The following is a 17,165-nucleotide window of genomic DNA, read 5'->3' on the forward strand; positions in this document are numbered from 1 at the left end:
AAATGATAAGTTCAGATAACTTAAACGTCTATTTAATTTTTAAGTCCTTTTTTTGTTTTTTTATTCGACCTTGATGTGCACGGCTAGAATTACACTCCTTTCGTACAATTCGAAGTAATGCTTTTTCTTTATGATAATTTCTAAAATTCTCTGTTAATTCATCATATTTGAATATATAGAGATTATTCTCATCTATTTTATATTCTACCGATTCTAGGTCTATCTTGAATAATTCTACAAATCTATCTACAATTACAGAAAATGTATTTGGTTGTCTATGATCGACAACTAATTCTGTCCATTTAGATTGGACTCCTGTTTCTTGACATGGCACAAAACCTTTTTTAGAAAATTTATCAAAATAGTCTTGTTTAACATTTAAAATATCCTCATAAACAATGTTTCTAGCTGTTTTTCTAAAGATGTTTAATACATTTTCTTTTGGTTGAGTAATTCTAAGCCGATAAGAAATAATGTCTGTTTCTCCATTTCGATACATTAATTCAAAACATTTTGTGTTGAATTGAACTTTACCAATCCTAATATCTTTAATTATATAATTATCACTTTCTGTATTCTCTATTTTAGATTGTTTTTCTTGAAGTTCAGGGATATTATCCGTATATGAAGTATCATAATTTAATAAGTCAATGATGTCATTGTAATGTTCATCAGATAAGATTTCACCAAAATCATAAGAGTTAAGAATATTTTTATAATAATTAAGAGCATCCTTCTTGAATTTAAATTCTTTATCTCCAATTTTAATTAACTTTCTCATGATTGTGCTATTCTTTGTGTAGATATTCCATAATGAACAAATATACATAACTCAGATTTAGTGCAAAAACTTCATAAATAGAACTTTCTGAATATCTATAACATCACAATAAAAATAGAAATTTTTTATTTTGTACATTTGGTTTATCGTAAACCATACATTTTCCAAATTTCTATATTATGAAAAGCAAAACTATGCAAATCAAAGCCAATGATGGCTTACCCTTATACGCCTATAAATGGATGCCAGATAATGATGCTGAGTTAAAGGGAATTTTATTGTTGATACACGGTTCGGTAGAACACGCAAAAAGATATGAGCGATTTGGCGAATTTCTAACTACAAACGGTATTGGTGTTTATACGTTTGATATGCGAGGACATGGGGAAACAACCGATTTGAATAGTCCTGAGTTTGCCCATATCGCCTACAAAACGGGCTGGGAACAACTTTTAGATGATGTTCTTGTAGTACATAATCAGTTGAAAAAGGACTATCCTCAGCAACCAAGGTTTCTATTTGGTCACAGCATGGGTTCGTTTTTAGTTAGGGATTATATAGCAAACCGCTCTGCAGATTTTAATGGTTTGATATTGAATGGAACAACTATTGGTGAAGCTGGACCTATTAAATTACTATTGAAGATCACAAAATTTATGACGTTATTTCATAAACCTACGTATAAGAGTAAATTTATTCATAACCAAGTTTACGGTAATTTGACCAAGTCGGTTGAGAATCCGGAAACCCCCGTTGATTTTATCTCTACAGATAAAAAGGAAGTACAAAAATATATGGATGATGAATTGTCAGGAGCACGAATATCTATCGGATATGCCCATGAAATGGGAAAAGGACTTTTAAGGACTCGAAAAGATGAAACGATTAATAAAATTCCTAAAGAGCTCCCGGTATTGATTGCTTCTGGTAAGAAAGATCCATTAGGAGGAAAAGATGGAGAACAAGTAAAAGCTCTATATGATAAATACATAGACGCTGGAATTAATAATGTTACTTTTAAACTATATGAAGGAGCTCGTCATGAAATATTAAACGAGGTAAACCGAGATGAAGTAATGGATGATATTCTATTTTGGATGAATAAAAATAGCTAAGAAAAGCTACAGGTCATTAAAAACCCCATATTACATTTAAAATATGAGGTTTGACGTTTTACAATATGTGTTTGTAAAATCAATTATTAATAATCTACCCTTTCTTTGATGAAAGTTCCGTTATCAAGCTCATCAAAAGTATCTTGTAATTCCTTTCTGGTGTTCATAACGATAGGTCCTGCCCACGCGATAGGTTCATTTAATGCTCTAGATTTTATGTAAAGAACTTGTGCTTTATTACCCTTGTTTTTTATAGAAATGCTGTCACCATTGGTCAATTTTACGGCAGTTTTTTCTTCAATCAATTCATCTCCGACATAAACATCACCTAGAAGAGTAAACAGCATTAACGAATCGTCCTCTTCCATATTTAAAGTAATTTCAGATCCGGACTTAAGATGTATATCGTAATAATCAAGTGGTAAGAAGTCTCCTTTATAGCCTTGAGTATCTTTATAAGATCCAGCTAAGACTCTTATTTTTCCACCATCGATAGGTACTTCTTTAATATCTTCTTTTTTAATACTGTTATAGGTTGGAGTACTCATTTTATCCTTTGTAGGAAGATTTAACCAGAGTTGCACTCCTAGCAATCGATCAGCGGCTGGAACTAATTCTTCGTGCAGAATTCCTGAGCCTGAGTTCATCCACTGTACTTCTCCGTCAGTAATACCATCTTCATTTCCAAGGCTGTCTCTATGAACCATCTTTCCTCGAGAGAGGTAGCTTATCGTCTCAATTCCCCTGTGGGGATGCATTGGAAAACCTGCAGTATAATCTTCAGGATTGAGGCTGTCAAAAGAGTCAAGCATTAAAATAGGATCAAACTCTTTTGTTGTTTCGCCACCTAAGACCCGTATTAAGTTTACTCCTGCACCGTCTACTGTTTTGTAACCTTTAGCCTTTGTCTTTATTCTTCTTTTCATAATAAATTAACTCCTTCTAATAAGTTAGATTAAATATAATATGACAAAAAGTATGCTAGACTTTTATGATAGAAATTTTATGTCAAAATGTCTTATAAATGTATTTTATTATAAATTGGCAAGCTGTTATTGCAACTGTTTAATCTGGTTTATTCATATTTCTCTCTCAAATGTGTATTTTCGTAAAAAAAAGATTTATTTCTCGTTAATAAATTTTATGAAAAGAAAACTTGCTAAATATGTGATACTCACTTTTCCCCTATTCCTTTTGAATTGGGTGTTATTGTATGGAGAGGATTTCTCCTTAAAAAAGAACGTGAAAAGTATATTAGTTCTCCATTCTTATCATCAGGGGATGCAATGGACTGATAGTATTACTAAGGGTATACAGCAGGTGATAAAATCGCAGCCTGAAGAAATTGATGTTTTTTTTGAATATCTAGATAGTAAACGCTATTTAGATGTAAACCATGCAGGACAAGGACAGATTTTTAATCAAAAGTATAAAGATCGGAATCCATTTGACGTAATTATAAGTGTTGACGACGATGCTTTAAATTTTTTAGCTCAAAATAGGAATTCGCTTTTTGCTAATACACCGATTGTGTTTTGCGGTGTTAATCAGCCTCTTATTGAGAAGGTTCTCAGAGATACTCTGATTACAGGAGTTCAAGAGATTCCTGATATCAAAGAAACATTCAGTCTGATAAGAAAATTACATCCAAACGCCAATAAGATTCATATTGTTAACGATATTTACTCGGAAACAGCAAAAACCAATAGAAAAGTCACTGATAGTTTGAAAAATCAATATCCAAAGGAAATTGCATATCTTGATACTTTGTCTTCAGAAGAATTGAAAGAAAAAGTGTCAATGATTCCTGAAGATGACGTCATTCTTCTATTAACCTTTAATCAAGATAGGAATAAGAACTTCATCTCGTACAAAGACGAGCGTCGTATCGTGTTGAGTAATGCAAGTGCCCCAGTATATGCCGTTTGGGATTTTTTTTTAGGTAAGGGAGTTGTCGGAGGTAAAATTATTAAAGGGAAAGAACAAGGGATTTTAGCTGCAAAGATGAGTTTGCGTGTCTTAGAAGGCATACAGCCAAGTAAAATACCAATTGTCTCACATTCTCAGTCTTCATTTATATTTGATTATAGGCAGCTAAAAAAGTTTGGAATTGCTAATACTGCATTGCCGACAGGATCAATTGTTCTTGAAAAACCTAATTCAGGATATGAATTTAATGAAAGAGAATTGTTTTGGGTGATTTTTATTTTTGCATTGCTATTAACCTTGGTTATAATCTTAATTCAATTAGTTAATAAGAACAAAGAGGCCAGGGAGGCTTTACTTATTAAACAAGATTATTTAGAGATTACATTAGGACAAAATATTTTAATTTCAAAAATCGTAACATTTCTAAATTCTACTAATGATTTATCGGAAGTCGTCAATGATGTACTAAACACAATAACGGGGAGTGGACATGCAGACAAAGCTTTTGTGTTCTCGCTTCGAGAAGAAAATAAGATTGATAAAGCTATCGGTTTACGCTACTCTGAAAATGGTGAAATTGTAACTGATAAGGAAAAAGAATATTGGAATTTTAATATCCATAGGCAACTTCGTTTGATTTTTAACAAAAAAAATGTTGTTAGTAGTAATTTACATGAATTCTCACATAATGAACAAAAGTTTTTTCAGGCTAATGGGATTAAATCTATAATGTTATTACCGATTGAGGTAAGAAGCAAAGTTAATGGGGTTGTTGGATTTGCATTTGCTTCGGAACACAATTGGACTCCAGCTGAAATGCGTATTTTTTCAACGCTAACAAGAGTAATGGCAAATGCTTGGGAGCGGAACTTTCAGATGAACCAATATCTTAGCATTGAGAAACAACATGGAGTTGCATTACGCCTTATGGAACGTACCTCTCGGTTAGCTTCTATTGGGGTTATAACTGGAGGCATTTCTCATGAAATTAATCAGCCCCTCAATGCAATTAAAATAAATACAAGCTTATTGCTAAGGCAGCTTAAAGGAGAAAAAAATCCCTTACTCAAAAAGTTGAAATCAATTGATAAAGGAATAAATAGAATAGACCAGATAATCCTTCAGATGAGAGACTATTGGGTAAAACCCGGATTAGTTGAGGAAGACCAAGTATGGGTGGATTTGAATAAAGCATTACAACGAAGTTGTTCTCTAGTTGAGCGAAATTTAAAAAAGGAAAATGTTAGGTTACATACTCAATTAGCTGGAACACATTTATTAATTGAGGGGAATAAGATACAAGTTGAGCAAATCATTATTAACTTGCTGATGAATGCAATACAAGCAGTGAAACGAACAGATAAAAAGGATAAAATAATACTTGTGAAAACATTTAAACAGTATAAATCAGCTCTATTAATTATTGAAGATAATGGTCCTGGAATCCCCAAAGAAATAGGAGAATATCTGTTCGATCCATTCTTTACAACAAAAGAGAAAGAAGAAGGTACAGGGTTGGGGCTTGCTATTGTAAAAGCATTTGTCGTTCGGATGAAAGGACATATTCGCTATGAGAATATAAATGGTGGAGGCGTGAGGTTTGTCGTGGATTTTAATGCTCTAGAAGATGAGAAAGTGAGCATAACACCTAATTTTTAAAAAAATAAAGATAAATGAGAGTATTGGTTGTAGAAGATAACAAGTTGAGCAGAGAAGCCATTATTAGTTTCTTAACAGAAGAATTAGAAGTGCAAGTTGCTGAGGCAGAGGATGGATATGAAGCAATGGCTATTTTAACAGAAAAATCTTTCGATTTAGTAATTTCAGATATCAGGATGCCTAAAATCGGAGGCTTGGAACTTCTAAAAAATATAAAAAAGCTCTACCCACAAACAGAAGTTATCTTAATAACAGGTTTTGCAGAGATTGAAGATTCTATTACTGCATTGCGATGTGGTGCCTTAGATTATTTGATGAAGCCTATCAGTATTGAGGAGCTTGGTATTATTATTCAGAACCTTCAGGAACGCAATAATCTGCGTTCTGAGAATCGGAATCTTCGAGCTTCAGTACGAGCTATAAATGATGATGTAACGGAAGCAAAGAAAAGAATACAGGGATTGCAACAGAAGATACAGGAAGTTCAGTTCTCTGAAAACATGGCTATTTTTTCCACTCATATGAAGAAGGTTGTTAATCTCGCTTTGGAATTTCATAAAAGCAGAGATATTCCTGTTTTAATAGAAGGAGAGACAGGAACAGGAAAAGAAATGGTTGCTCGCTTAGTTCATTCAGGAAAGGATGGAGTCACTGCTCCATTTATTGCAGTGAATTGCGCTGCAATATCTTCACAATTATTTGAAAGTGAACTCTTTGGTTATGAAAAAGGAGCATTTACGGGAGCTAACCAAACCGGAAATATAGGAAAATTAGAGTTAGCTCAAGGAGGAACTATTTTTTTAGATGAAATAAGTGAATTGCCTCTTGATCTGCAGACAAAGTTATTAAGAGTAATTCAGCAGAGGGAGTTTTTCCGTGTCGGTGGTACGTCATTAATCAAATTGAATGTGCGTTTTATTTTTGCTACCAACAAAAGATTACAAGATTTAGTTACTCAGAATTTATTCCGGGCTGACTTATTTTATCGAATAGATATAGGTAAAATTGAAATAAAGCCTTTGAGAGAACGGAAGGAGGAAATACTACCCTTGACACAATATTTCTTAGAAATATTTTCTAGAAAAAGGAATAAGAATTTCAAACAGATAGGTCAAGATGCTCGTTATATAATAGAAAATCATGAATGGAAAGGCAATATTAGAGAGTTGCAAAATGCAATTGAAAGGATAGTGTTGTTGTATGATGAAGAAATTCTTGAAGGTTGGCATCTAAGTCACATTACGACCGAAAATGTAAAAATGAAGAAAAAATTAGGAAGTCTAATTGTGCCTGGACAACTTCTCTTGCCAGATACTCCATTTTCAATAGAAGATTTGGAGATAGAGATTGTTGCGAAAGCTTTAGAGCGTTTTGACGGGAATAAGAGTAAAACTGCAGACTATCTTAATCTTACACGTTCTTCTCTTCGTAGTAGAATTAGAAAAATAAAAGAGAGAGGTTCTTGAATTAAGCTGTTCATAATCGCACTGTTGTTCATAATCGCACACTTCGTTTTGTGTTATTGGGCATCATTGCACTATCCCGGTATTTAGATTCAAAAAAAACAGTGTGCGTGCTGTTGTTTAAAGCACTGATAATTAGTGCTTTATTTTTACTGCAATCGTTTTAGTGTTGTTTGGTGTTTTATGGCATTCGTATTGATAAATATGGAGCTGGTAACGTTAACTAAAAAATAAAACTATGAGTGCTTTACTAGCTTTTTTACCCATTCTCGTAACAATTATTTTAATGGCAGGTTTCAATTGGCCTGCTAAAAAGGCCTTACCTCTTTCATGGATTTTAGCTGTAGCTGTTGCTTTGTTCTATTGGAAGATGGATTTTCTAAATGTAATAGGGGATTCTCTTTTTGGAGCATTAAAGGCTTTTGATATACTTATTATCATCTTTGGTGCAATTCTCATTCTAAACACATTGAAAATATCAGGAGCTATGGCGACTATAAACAATGGATTTAACGGAATTACACAAGATAGACGAATTCAAGCTATCATTATTGGCTTTATGTTTGGTGCGTTTATTGAAGGAGCTGCAGGTTTTGGTACTCCAGCGGCTTTAGCAGGTCCATTGCTTGTTGGTCTAGGTTTTCCTCCATTGGCTGCTGCTATGGTGGCATTAATTTTTAACTCTGTGCCGGTTCCTTATGGAGCTGTTGGAACTCCAATCCTGGGAGGAGCAATGAAGACGTTAGAGGGTAATTTAAGCGGTGTCGTAGCTCCCGAGAGATTTATGATGTCTTTAACAGAATGGGTTGCAATTCCAAATGCTTTGGTTGGTATTTTTGTGCCTCTTTTAGGTATTTGTATAATGACTAAATTTTTTGGTAAAGAACGTTCAATAAAACCAGGATTAGCAGTAGCTCCCTTTGCTATCTTTGCTGGTTTGTCTTTTACAATACCTTATGTGTTAATAGCGTCTATACTGGGGCCAGAGCTTCCATCATTATTAGGTGCATTTATTGGCTTAGGCATTGTCGTGTTTGCGGCGAAAAAAGGGTTCTTGGTTCCTAAAAAAATATGGTCTTTCCCTCCAAGAGAAGATTGGGAGTCAAGTTGGAAATCAAAAGATTATACTGGGGATACAGGGGAGGCAAAAATGAGCCTATTAAAGGCTTGGACTCCTTACGCTCTTATCGCTATTATTCTGGTAGTTACTCGTATACCCTCATTAGGATTAAAACAAATATTAGCATCACAAACAATGAGTTTGCCTGATATTTTTGGAATTAAAGGTTTGGGATATGTTTTACAATGGGCATACTTACCAGGAACAATCCCATTTATTTTAGTTGCGATTATTACCAATTTCATGTATCGAATGAAGAAAAAAGATGTTGTAAAAACATGGAAAATGACTTTTAAACAGATAACAGGTGCTGCAATTGCTTTAGTTGCTGGTGTGGCAATGGTGCAGTTGATGTTAAAATCAAATATAAATGAAGCTGGTTTTGACTCAATGTTAACTGTAATGGCAACATCAATAGCAGACTTATCAGGTAATTCTTATCCTGTTATTTCTCCACTTATAGGAGTTCTCGGATCCTTTATGAGTGGATCTGCAACAGTTTCTAATTTATTGTTTTCATCTCTGCAGTTTGAAACAGCTACCATTTTAGACCTTCCAGAAATATTAATAGTTTCACTTCAAGCTACAGGAGCCGCTTTTGGAAATATGATTTGTGTTAATAATGTTGTGGCTGTTTGTGCTACCGTTGGTTGTATTGGAACAGAAGGGACTATAATAAGAAGAAATGCTATACCTGCTTTCATTTATTATATAGCAGTGACATTGATTGTTGGGTTAATCCTATTATCTGGATATGATCCTTTACCCCTTTAGTCTTAAATAAGATATTAAGGATAAGAATTAGAATAAATCAGATTATAAATCCAAAAAGGAATTAAAAAAATGATAAAAAAAACAATAATATTATCCGTATGTATACTTTGTGCAAGTATTTTATTTGCTCAACAAGAAGAAAAAGTTAAACTGAAAATTAGTGGATTTGTTTCTGCTGAAGCAGTGTTTGATACACGAAAAGTAGTTGCTGCTCGTGATGGAGATGTGTTATTATATCCTGCTCCTGAAGTATTAGATGACAATGGGAAAGATATAAATGAAGATGGAGGGTTCAGCTTTTTCAGTATTCATAGTCGCCTTCGTGCAAGAACGACTCCATATAAATTATGGGGAGGGTTACTTACAGCATTAGTTGAGGTTGATTTTGTAGGGACAACTGATGATAAGATAAGTATGGTTAGAATGCGTCATGCTATGATGCAATATAAGAAGGGTAAAAATTCCATTATTGCAGGACAATATTGGCATCCAATGTTTGTTACCAGTTGTTTTCCTGAAATTTCATCATGGGGAGCCGCGGTTCCAGTAAGCATTCTTTCTAGAAATCCTCAGATTCGTTTTACACGTGAATTTACTAAATATTTTAGAGGAAGTATTACAGCACTATCTCAGGTAGATTTTAAATCAAACGGACCTAAAGGTGCTAGTTCTGATTATCTCAGAAATACAAGTATTCCAGAATTTGATGTACACTTAGAGTATGGAAATCCCAATGATTTTGTTTTCGGTGTTGTTGCTGGTTCAAAAGAACTAAAGCCAAGAGAACTCAATGAGAAGGGAAACAAGGTTGAGGAATCTATCCGGACATATCATGCATTAGCTTATGCAAGCCTTAAAACTTCAAAAATGCAATATAAACTACAAGGTATTTATGCAGAGGATGGTTATAATATGTTGCTTTTAGGAGGCTATGGTGTGAGTGATGTAGATGCAAAAATCAATGAATATTCATACGAATCTATAGCTTCATCCACAATTTGGGGAGAAGTTGTGTCTCATTATGATTCTCCGGTTAATTTTGGTCTCTTTGCGGGATATGCCAAAAATATGGGAGCTGATAAAGAGATTTTGACAGATAAAGGTATTTATGCAAGAGGTGCAAATATTGATAATGTTTTAAGGATAGCACCTAGAATTATTTGGGGATATAATAACTTTAAGATAATGGCGGAGGTAAACCAAACCTTTGCCAGTTATGGGACGCCCAATAGCAAAATGGAGGTGCAAGATACAAAACGAGTAGGAAACACAAGATTACAATTACATTTTAAATATTCTTTTTAGATTATGATGAAAGATTTAAAGAACATGAAAATAGGGCTATTTATTCCCTGTTATATTAATGCAGTATATCCAAATGTAGGTGTCGCAAGTTATAAGTTGCTAACCTCAGTTGGATTGGATGTGGATTATCCTTTGGATCAAACTTGTTGTGGGCAACCTATGGCAAATGGAGGATTTGAAAAAGATTCAACAAAACTTGCCCATAGGATGGATGATTTATTTGAGAAATATGATTATGTGGTAGGACCATCTGCAAGTTGTGTTTGTTTCGTAAAAGAAACATACCCACGATTATTAGAAAAAGAAGAACATGAGTGCTTAAGTAGCAAGATTTACGAAATCTGTGAGTTTTTACATGATATTGTTAAGGTTAATCATATAGATTCATATTTCCCTCATAAAGTAAGTATTCATAATAGTTGCCATGGAGTACGATTAATGAAATTATCTTCTCCAAGCGAACTTAATATTCCAAAATATTCTAAACTGCATAATTTATTATCCCTAGTAAAAGGAATAGAAATATATGAACCTAAACGAGTTGATGAATGTTGTGGTTTTGGAGGTTTATTCTCAATAGAAGAGCCTGAAACATCTACTTGCATGGGAGAAGATAAAATTTCAGATCACATGGCAACAACTGCAGAATACATTACTGGAGCAGATAGTTCTTGCTTAATGCATATGGAGGGAGTAATTAAGAGAAAAAAATTACCAATAAAGACAAAACACATTGTAGAAATTTTAAGTGCATCATTATGAGTTCACACGCAAAAGCAGCAGCACAATTTATAAAAAATACTGAGCGTACAGCTTGGCATGATCAAGCATTATTTTTCGTACGTCAAAAGCGAGATAATGTAGCAAAAAATATTGATGAGTGGGAAGTTCTAAGAACTAAAGCAAGTCAAATAAAAGAACATACTGTTAGTAATTTGGAGCACTATCTGACGACTTTTGAAAAGAATGCCAAAGCTAACGGGATTCAGGTTCATTGGGCAAGTGATGCCGATGAACATAATAAAATAGTAGCTGAGATTATTGAAAATCATAAAGCTAAAAAATTGGTAAAAAGTAAGTCTATGCTTACTGAAGAATGTGAGTTGAATCATTTTTTGGAGGAGAATGGAACAGAGGTAGTTGAGACTGACTTAGGAGAAAGGATTATGCAGTTTTTAAAATTGCCTCCAAGTCATATTGTATTGCCAGCTATTCATGTTAAAAGACAAGAAGTTGCAGAAATCTTTAATAAAGAGATTCATACAGATGCTAATAATAGTGATCCCGCATATTTGACACAAGCAGCACGAATGCATTTACGCGAAAAGTTTATCGAAGCTGATATTTCAATGACGGGAGTTAATTTTGCTGTGGCAGAAGAAGGTGCATTTGTGGTTTGTACTAATGAAGGAAATGCAGATATGGGAACATCATTTGCAAACGTGCATATTGCAAGTATGGGAATAGAAAAACTAGTTCCTAACTATGAATCTTTAGGAATATTTACTCGTTTATTAGCACGTTCAGCTACGGGACAGCCTATTACTACCTATACGGCACATTACAAAAAACCGGCAAAAGGGAAAGAGATTCATATTATTCTGGTTGATAATAATCGTACTGAAATCTTAAAAGATAAAGACCATAGTAATATGCTAAAATGTATACGTTGTGGTGCTTGTATGAATACCTGTCCGGTATATAGACGTACGGGAGGTTATTCATATTCATATTTTATCCCAGGACCATTAGGTATTAACCTAAGTATGTTGAAGGAACCTAAAAAACATTCAGGTAATGTGTCTGCTTGTTCTCTTTGTTATTCTTGCTCTAATGTTTGTCCTGCTAAAATTGATTTAGCAGAACAAATTTATAAATGGAGACAAGACCTTGATAAATATGGAGAAGCAGACCCGATGAAAAAGATGGTTGTAAAAGGTATGAAAAAAGTTATGGGTAGTCCTGGATTATTCTATGCAGCTATAAAGTCAGGCAGATTAATCAATCATATGCCACGTTTTATGGTTTACAATGGCTTGAATGACTGGGGAAAAGGCAGGGAGATGCCAGTAATAGCACTTAAAACATTTAATGAAATGTGGAAGAAAGGTGAGGTTCGTTCAAATGAATCATCAAAAAATAAGTAGAAGTAATGAATAGTAGAGAGAAAATATTGAAGAAAATAAAGTCTTTTCCTATAGAGAAGACACCGATGCCGAAATTTGATGTAAAAGCTATAGCTTCTGAAGATAGAATAGAAGCTTTCAAACAATCAGTTAAAGTTGTCGGAGGACAAGCTGTAATGTTGAAAGATTACGGAACAATTGATAATTTAGTAACAGTGTTATTTCCTGATGTTAAAAGAATAGCAACTAATCTAGAGGGAATAAATTGTGCTACTGAAAATCCTGATAATTTCAGTATGGCATCAATGCTTAATGGGGTTGATGTCGGAATTGTAGAGGGACACTTTGGAGTAGTTGAGAACGGAGCAGTTTGGGTTACACAAGCCATGAAACATAAAGCACTCTATTTTATTTCAGAAGCACTTATTGTTATACTTGACGCTGACCAACTAGTGGAAACCATGCATGAAGCATACAAACGAGAAGAAGTCTACGGCGATTATGAATATGGATGTTTTATTTCAGGACCATCTAAAACAGCTGATATAGAACAAGCCCTGGTTATTGGAGCCCATGGAGCAAAAGCTGTGACTATTGTCTTGACATAACTATTATAATAAAGAATAAAATTTACTAAATAGTGAAGAAAGATTGCTAAAATAAAATTGATTTTTATCACAATCTTTTGTATTTTAACGAATCAAACATTTGCAACTATGCTTACACCTATCTAACAGAATTTATATGAAACATTAAGTAGAATTATTTCAAAAGATAGGATTTTTCACGATCCTCTCCATACGCTAGCTTATGGTACTGATGCTAGTTTCTACAGACTTATTCCTTAGATTGTTATTTTTGCTAAAGATGTAAATGAAGTTTCTTTTATCATGCAAGAAGCACAGAAACAAAAATTACCTGTTACTTTTCGTGTAGCTGGAACTAGTCTGGCAGGACAGGCTGTTTCGGATTCTTTATTAGTTATTACTGGTGATCATTGGAAAGCTTATGAAATTCTAGATGATGCAAAAAAGATAAGATTACAACCTGGAGTTATTGGAGGTAGAGCCAATATCTATTTAGCTCCGTATCATAAAAAATAGGACCAGATCCTGCCTCTATCAACTCTGCTATGATTGGAGGTATTGCTGCAAATAATGCCAGCGGAATGTGCTGTGGCGTGAGTGATAACTCATATAAAACGGTGGAGAGTATGAAGATTGTTTTTGCAGATGGTGCATTTCTTGATACCGGTGATGAAGAAAGCAAAAGGGCTTTTCGAAATTCTCATTCTGAGTTGCTAAATGAAATCGAAAAACTTGCCAAGGAAACAAAGAACAATGAAGTGTTGGCAGAACGTATCCGCCACAAGTTTAAGATGAAAAATACTACCGGTTATAGTCTTAATGCTTTCGTTGATTATTCCGATCCTTTCGATATTATTAATCACATCATGATTGGTTCGGAAGGAACTTTGGGCTTTATTGCAGAGATAACTTACCGAACGGTAGAGGATTTGCCGAACAAGGCGAGTGCATTAATGATATTTCCAACAATTGAAGATGCTAGTAATGCAGTAACCATATTAAAAAACCAAGATGTTTCAGCTGTAGAATTGATAGATAGAGCAGGCTTGCGTTCAGCAGAAGATGAAAAAGGAATGCCTCTATATCTTAAAGACTTATCTGACACGGCAACGGCGATTCTTGTAGAAACTCGAGCAGATAATCCAGAAACTTTGAATAAGAATATCGATCATATTTTAGAAGCAATCAAAGATATTACTCCAGAGATACCTATAGAGTTTACGGATAAACCCTCAGAGTATGCAGTTTATTGGAAAATAAGAAAAGGTCTGTATCCATCTGTTGGAGCAGTAAGAAAGTTGGGAACCACTGTAATTATAGAAGATGTAGCTTTTCCTGTATCAAGATTGGCTGAAGCTACGTTAGACTTACAAGCTCTATTCAAAAAACATGATTATACAGAAGCAGTGATCTTTGGTCATGCCCTTGATGGAAATTTACATTTCGTATTTACCCAAAATTTTGACGAACAGGATCAAGTTAATCGATATGAGCGTTTTATTAATGATCTTGTTAATCTTGTAGTAGAGAAATATGATGGTGCTCTGAAAGCAGAACATGGAACAGGTCGTAACATGGCTCCTTTTGTGCAGAAAGAATGGGGAAAGGCTGTATATGTAATGATGCAAAAGATTAAAAAAATATTTGATCCGAATAATCTCCTGAACCCTGGAGTGATTATCAATGATGATAAGCAAGCCCATCTTAAAAATTTAAAACCGCTGCCTGTTGCTAATGAATTAATTGATAAATGTATTTAGTGTGGTTTTTGTGAATCAAATTGCGTTTCACATGGACTTACCTTATCACCTCGTCAACGAATTGTTGCTTATCGCCACATATCGGCTTTACGAAACAGTGGCAGTAAAAAAGAGGAGTTAGGAACAATGTTATCCTCTTACCAATATCAGGGTAAAGATACCTGTGCTGCTGATGGACTTTGTGCTTTAGCTTGTCCTGTTAAAATTGATACAGGTAAATTTATTAAGGAATTACGATTTGTAGATATTTCTGAAAAGGATAATAAAATAGCTTCTTGGATTGCAAATCATATGGGATTTGTGACTGCGACTATGCGGGTCATGTTAACGATTGTTGGTTTCTTTCATGATATTTTAGGAGATAAATTGATGCATAAAATAGCTATAGGTCTTAGGTGGATTTCCGGAAATAGAATTCCTTTGTGGAATAAATATATGCCAAGAGGTGCTAAGAGGTTGAAAATCATTCCGATAAGCGAAGCTAATCCTAAGAAGGTTGTGTATTTCCCATCATGGATTAATAGGTCTATGGGAGTTTCTAAGAAGGATAAGGAAAAACAACAACTTACACAGGTTATGCAAAATTTATTGAAAAAAGCAGGCTACGAAATTGTTTATCCTGAAGGACTCAATAGTTTATGCTGTGGAATGCCTTTTTAAGCAAAGGATTTAAGGAGCAGGGTAAACAAAAATCAGATGAGCTTGAAGTTACTTTGCTTAAAGCTAGTAAAAATAATAAATATCCTGTTCTTTGTGATATGAGCCCATGTCTTTATACTATGAAAGAAAATATGCAAGATTCACTGCATGTCTACGAACCCGCAGAATTCATTCTGGAATATCTGAAAGATGAACTAAAATTTACTCCTATTCAGGAAACGGTATCTATATTCCCAGTATGCAGTTCTAAGAAAATGGAAGTTGATACACTACTTGTCGAGTTAGGAGAGCTCTGTGCAAAAGACGTAATAGTTCCGGAAACTAATTGTTGTGGATTTGCAGGAGACCGAGGGTTTACACATCCTGAGTTAAATGCTCATGGACTGCGAAACTTGAAAGAGCAAATATTTGACAATACACAAAGAGCTTATGCAACTTCCAGAACATGCGAGATAGGTCTGTCAAAACATAGTGAAATAAACCATGAATCCATAGTTTATTTAGTTGACGAAGTTACAGAGCCTAAGTAATGACGAATTATTAATCAAATATCTTTAAGAAATCTTTATGAGATTTCCAATAAATGTGAGTATAGCCAGCAATAACGTTCTTATATCGAAAGAGTTTCGTAGGAACCGGTTTATTTTTAGCACTGTAGAGTTGTGCAATGCTCGGTTCGTGATTCTCTGTAAGTGATGAATAGTGGAATTCATGACCTTTCAGAGGTATGCCATTGTGTTCAAATTGACGATAGCCAAGCTTTAGCTTCATTTCCTCTAGAGTTCCTTGGAGGTTTAAGATATTCGCAAGAGGATAAGTATTTCCGCTTTCATCACTCATCTGTTGGCAGAGGTAGAGCATGCCACCACATTCTGCCCAGATGTATCCACCTCGTTCGGCAAACTCCTTTATAGCAGTTTTCATAGAGGTATTTTGACTTAATTCTTCCAGAAAAAATTCAGGATAGCCGCCCGGCAAATAAATATGTGTAAGTTTTTCAGGCAATGCTTGGTCTCTGATTGGACTAAAAAATGAAACTTCTCCTAAAGAGGCTAATTTTCGAACGTTTTCTGGGTACATAAAGTTGAAAGCTTCGTCTTTTGCAATGCCAATTTTGAGGTTTTGAGATTTCGGAATTCTGAACTTGTTTGTTGACAATATTTCTTTCTTTGTAGATTTTAGAAGTAAATCAATATCAACATGATTCTGTACATGATTGGCTAATTCATCAGCGTAAGAAGTCAACCTGTATTTTTCATCTATATTTAATCCTAAATGACGAGAAGGTACGGATATGTTTTTATTTACAGGCACATAGCCAAAGCTCTTTAATCCAACAGACTCAGCTGCATCCTTTAAAATTTTATAATGGCTTTCTGTAGATACATTATTAAAGATAACACCTGCAATGCGGATGTCTTTATCGAAATTTTTGTATCCGTAGAGCAGTGCAGCCATTGAGTAGGCGACAGATTTTCCATTTACTACCAGAACGACAGGAATATCTAAGAGCTTAGCAATGGCGGAGCTGCTCCCTTTTTGTCGGTCATAGCCATCAAATAGTCCCATGACTCCTTCAATAATTGCAACATCTTTATCTTTAGCATAGTAGTTAAAGAGTTGTTGTATTTCATCATCTTCACAGAAAAACATATCTAAATTGATAGATGGCTTTTGCGTAGCCAGCTCATGAAATTTTGTGTCTATATAATCAGGACCGCTTTTGAATGCTTGTACTTTCATCTCTCTGTTGTGTAATGCCCTAAGAAGACCAAGTGTAAGAGTCGTTTTTCCTGCTCCTGATGATGGAGCTGCTATGAGAAATGCAGAAGTCGTCATGCTTTTAATTTTAGTTGCTAAAGATACGAAAATAGAGAAAAAGACTT

Annotated in this window: 15 protein-coding genes; 12 read left to right on the forward strand and 3 right to left on the reverse strand. The window is 34.4% G+C overall.

The features are described 5' to 3' along the window. Positions 1 to 28: 28 nt before the first annotated feature. A complete protein-coding gene (locus tag C7377_RS02185) occupies positions 29 to 781 on the reverse strand; it encodes a DUF3223 domain-containing protein (RefSeq protein WP_116496202.1) in 753 nt (250 codons plus the stop codon). Between the two features lie 179 nt (positions 782 to 960). Between C7377_RS02185 and C7377_RS02190 the strand changes: the two genes are divergently transcribed. After that, a complete protein-coding gene (locus tag C7377_RS02190) occupies positions 961 to 1,896 on the forward strand; it encodes an alpha/beta fold hydrolase (RefSeq protein ID WP_116495698.1) in 936 nt (311 codons plus the stop codon). Between the two features lie 86 nt (positions 1,897 to 1,982). Here C7377_RS02190 and C7377_RS02195 read toward each other — a convergent pair whose 3' ends face one another. After that, positions 1,983 to 2,822 (reverse strand): pirin family protein, encoded by an 840-nt coding sequence (locus C7377_RS02195; RefSeq protein WP_116495699.1) that lies wholly within the window; start codon positions 2,820 to 2,822, stop codon positions 1,983 to 1,985. Between the two features lie 217 nt (positions 2,823 to 3,039). On the opposite strand from C7377_RS02195, the gene C7377_RS02200 reads away from it, so the two are divergent. The 11 genes from C7377_RS02200 to C7377_RS09775 all read left to right on the forward strand — a co-directional run bounded on the left by C7377_RS02200 (position 3,040) and on the right by C7377_RS09775 (position 15,809). Then, positions 3,040 to 5,484 carry an ABC transporter substrate binding protein gene (locus tag C7377_RS02200; RefSeq protein ID WP_165806831.1) on the forward strand — a complete coding sequence of 815 codons (2,445 nt, stop codon included), beginning with the start codon at positions 3,040 to 3,042 and terminating at the stop codon, positions 5,482 to 5,484. 14 nt (positions 5,485 to 5,498) lie between these two features. Then, positions 5,499 to 6,950 carry a sigma-54-dependent transcriptional regulator gene (locus C7377_RS02205; RefSeq protein ID WP_116495701.1) on the forward strand — a complete coding sequence of 484 codons (1,452 nt, stop codon included), beginning with the start codon at positions 5,499 to 5,501 and terminating at the stop codon, positions 6,948 to 6,950. A gap of 235 nt (positions 6,951 to 7,185) precedes the next feature. Continuing rightward, positions 7,186 to 8,841, forward strand: a complete 1,656-nt coding sequence (locus C7377_RS02210) for an L-lactate permease (RefSeq protein WP_116495702.1) — start codon at positions 7,186 to 7,188, stop codon at positions 8,839 to 8,841. 69 nt (positions 8,842 to 8,910) lie between these two features. Continuing rightward, on the forward strand, positions 8,911 to 10,146 hold the full coding sequence (locus C7377_RS02215) for a hypothetical protein (RefSeq protein WP_116495703.1): 1,236 nt from the start codon (positions 8,911 to 8,913) through the stop codon (positions 10,144 to 10,146). 24 nt (positions 10,147 to 10,170) lie between these two features. After that, positions 10,171 to 10,908: a (Fe-S)-binding protein gene (locus C7377_RS02220; RefSeq protein ID WP_116496203.1), complete on the forward strand. Its 738-nt coding sequence runs from the start codon at positions 10,171 to 10,173 to the stop codon at positions 10,906 to 10,908. After that, positions 10,902 to 12,293: a lactate utilization protein B gene (locus C7377_RS02225; RefSeq protein ID WP_116495704.1), complete on the forward strand. Its 1,392-nt coding sequence runs from the start codon at positions 10,902 to 10,904 to the stop codon at positions 12,291 to 12,293. Before C7377_RS02220 ends, C7377_RS02225 begins: the two co-directional genes overlap by 7 nt. A gap of 5 nt (positions 12,294 to 12,298) precedes the next feature. Further along, a complete protein-coding gene (locus C7377_RS02230) occupies positions 12,299 to 12,880 on the forward strand; it encodes a LutC/YkgG family protein (RefSeq protein ID WP_116495705.1) in 582 nt (193 codons plus the stop codon). Between the two features lie 282 nt (positions 12,881 to 13,162). Next, a complete protein-coding gene (locus C7377_RS09760; protein WP_317045652.1) occupies positions 13,163 to 13,375 on the forward strand; it encodes an FAD-binding protein in 213 nt (70 codons plus the stop codon). A 29-nt stretch (positions 13,376 to 13,404) separates the two neighbouring features. Further along, entirely contained in the window at positions 13,405 to 14,619 is a 1,215-nt protein-coding gene (locus tag C7377_RS09765) for an FAD-binding oxidoreductase (RefSeq protein ID WP_317045653.1), read from the forward strand. A 126-nt stretch (positions 14,620 to 14,745) separates the two neighbouring features. Continuing rightward, positions 14,746 to 15,279, forward strand: coding sequence for a hypothetical protein (locus C7377_RS09770; RefSeq protein ID WP_394336352.1), 534 nt, complete (start codon positions 14,746 to 14,748; stop codon positions 15,277 to 15,279). Continuing rightward, positions 15,258 to 15,809 (forward strand): hypothetical protein, encoded by a 552-nt coding sequence (locus C7377_RS09775; RefSeq protein ID WP_317045654.1) that lies wholly within the window; start codon positions 15,258 to 15,260, stop codon positions 15,807 to 15,809. The genes C7377_RS09770 and C7377_RS09775 overlap by 22 nt, the downstream gene beginning before the upstream one ends. Positions 15,810 to 15,819: 10 nt before the next feature. Here the strand turns inward: C7377_RS09775 and C7377_RS02240 are convergent, their stop codons facing one another. After that, complete coding sequence (locus C7377_RS02240) at positions 15,820 to 17,118, reverse strand: cobyrinate a,c-diamide synthase (RefSeq protein WP_116495706.1); 1,299 nt, start codon at positions 17,116 to 17,118, stop codon at positions 15,820 to 15,822. Between the last annotated feature and the right edge of the window lie 47 nt (positions 17,119 to 17,165).

The organism is Balneicella halophila, from assembly GCF_003096835.1.
GTDB lineage: Bacteria > Bacteroidota > Bacteroidia > Bacteroidales > Balneicellaceae > Balneicella > Balneicella halophila.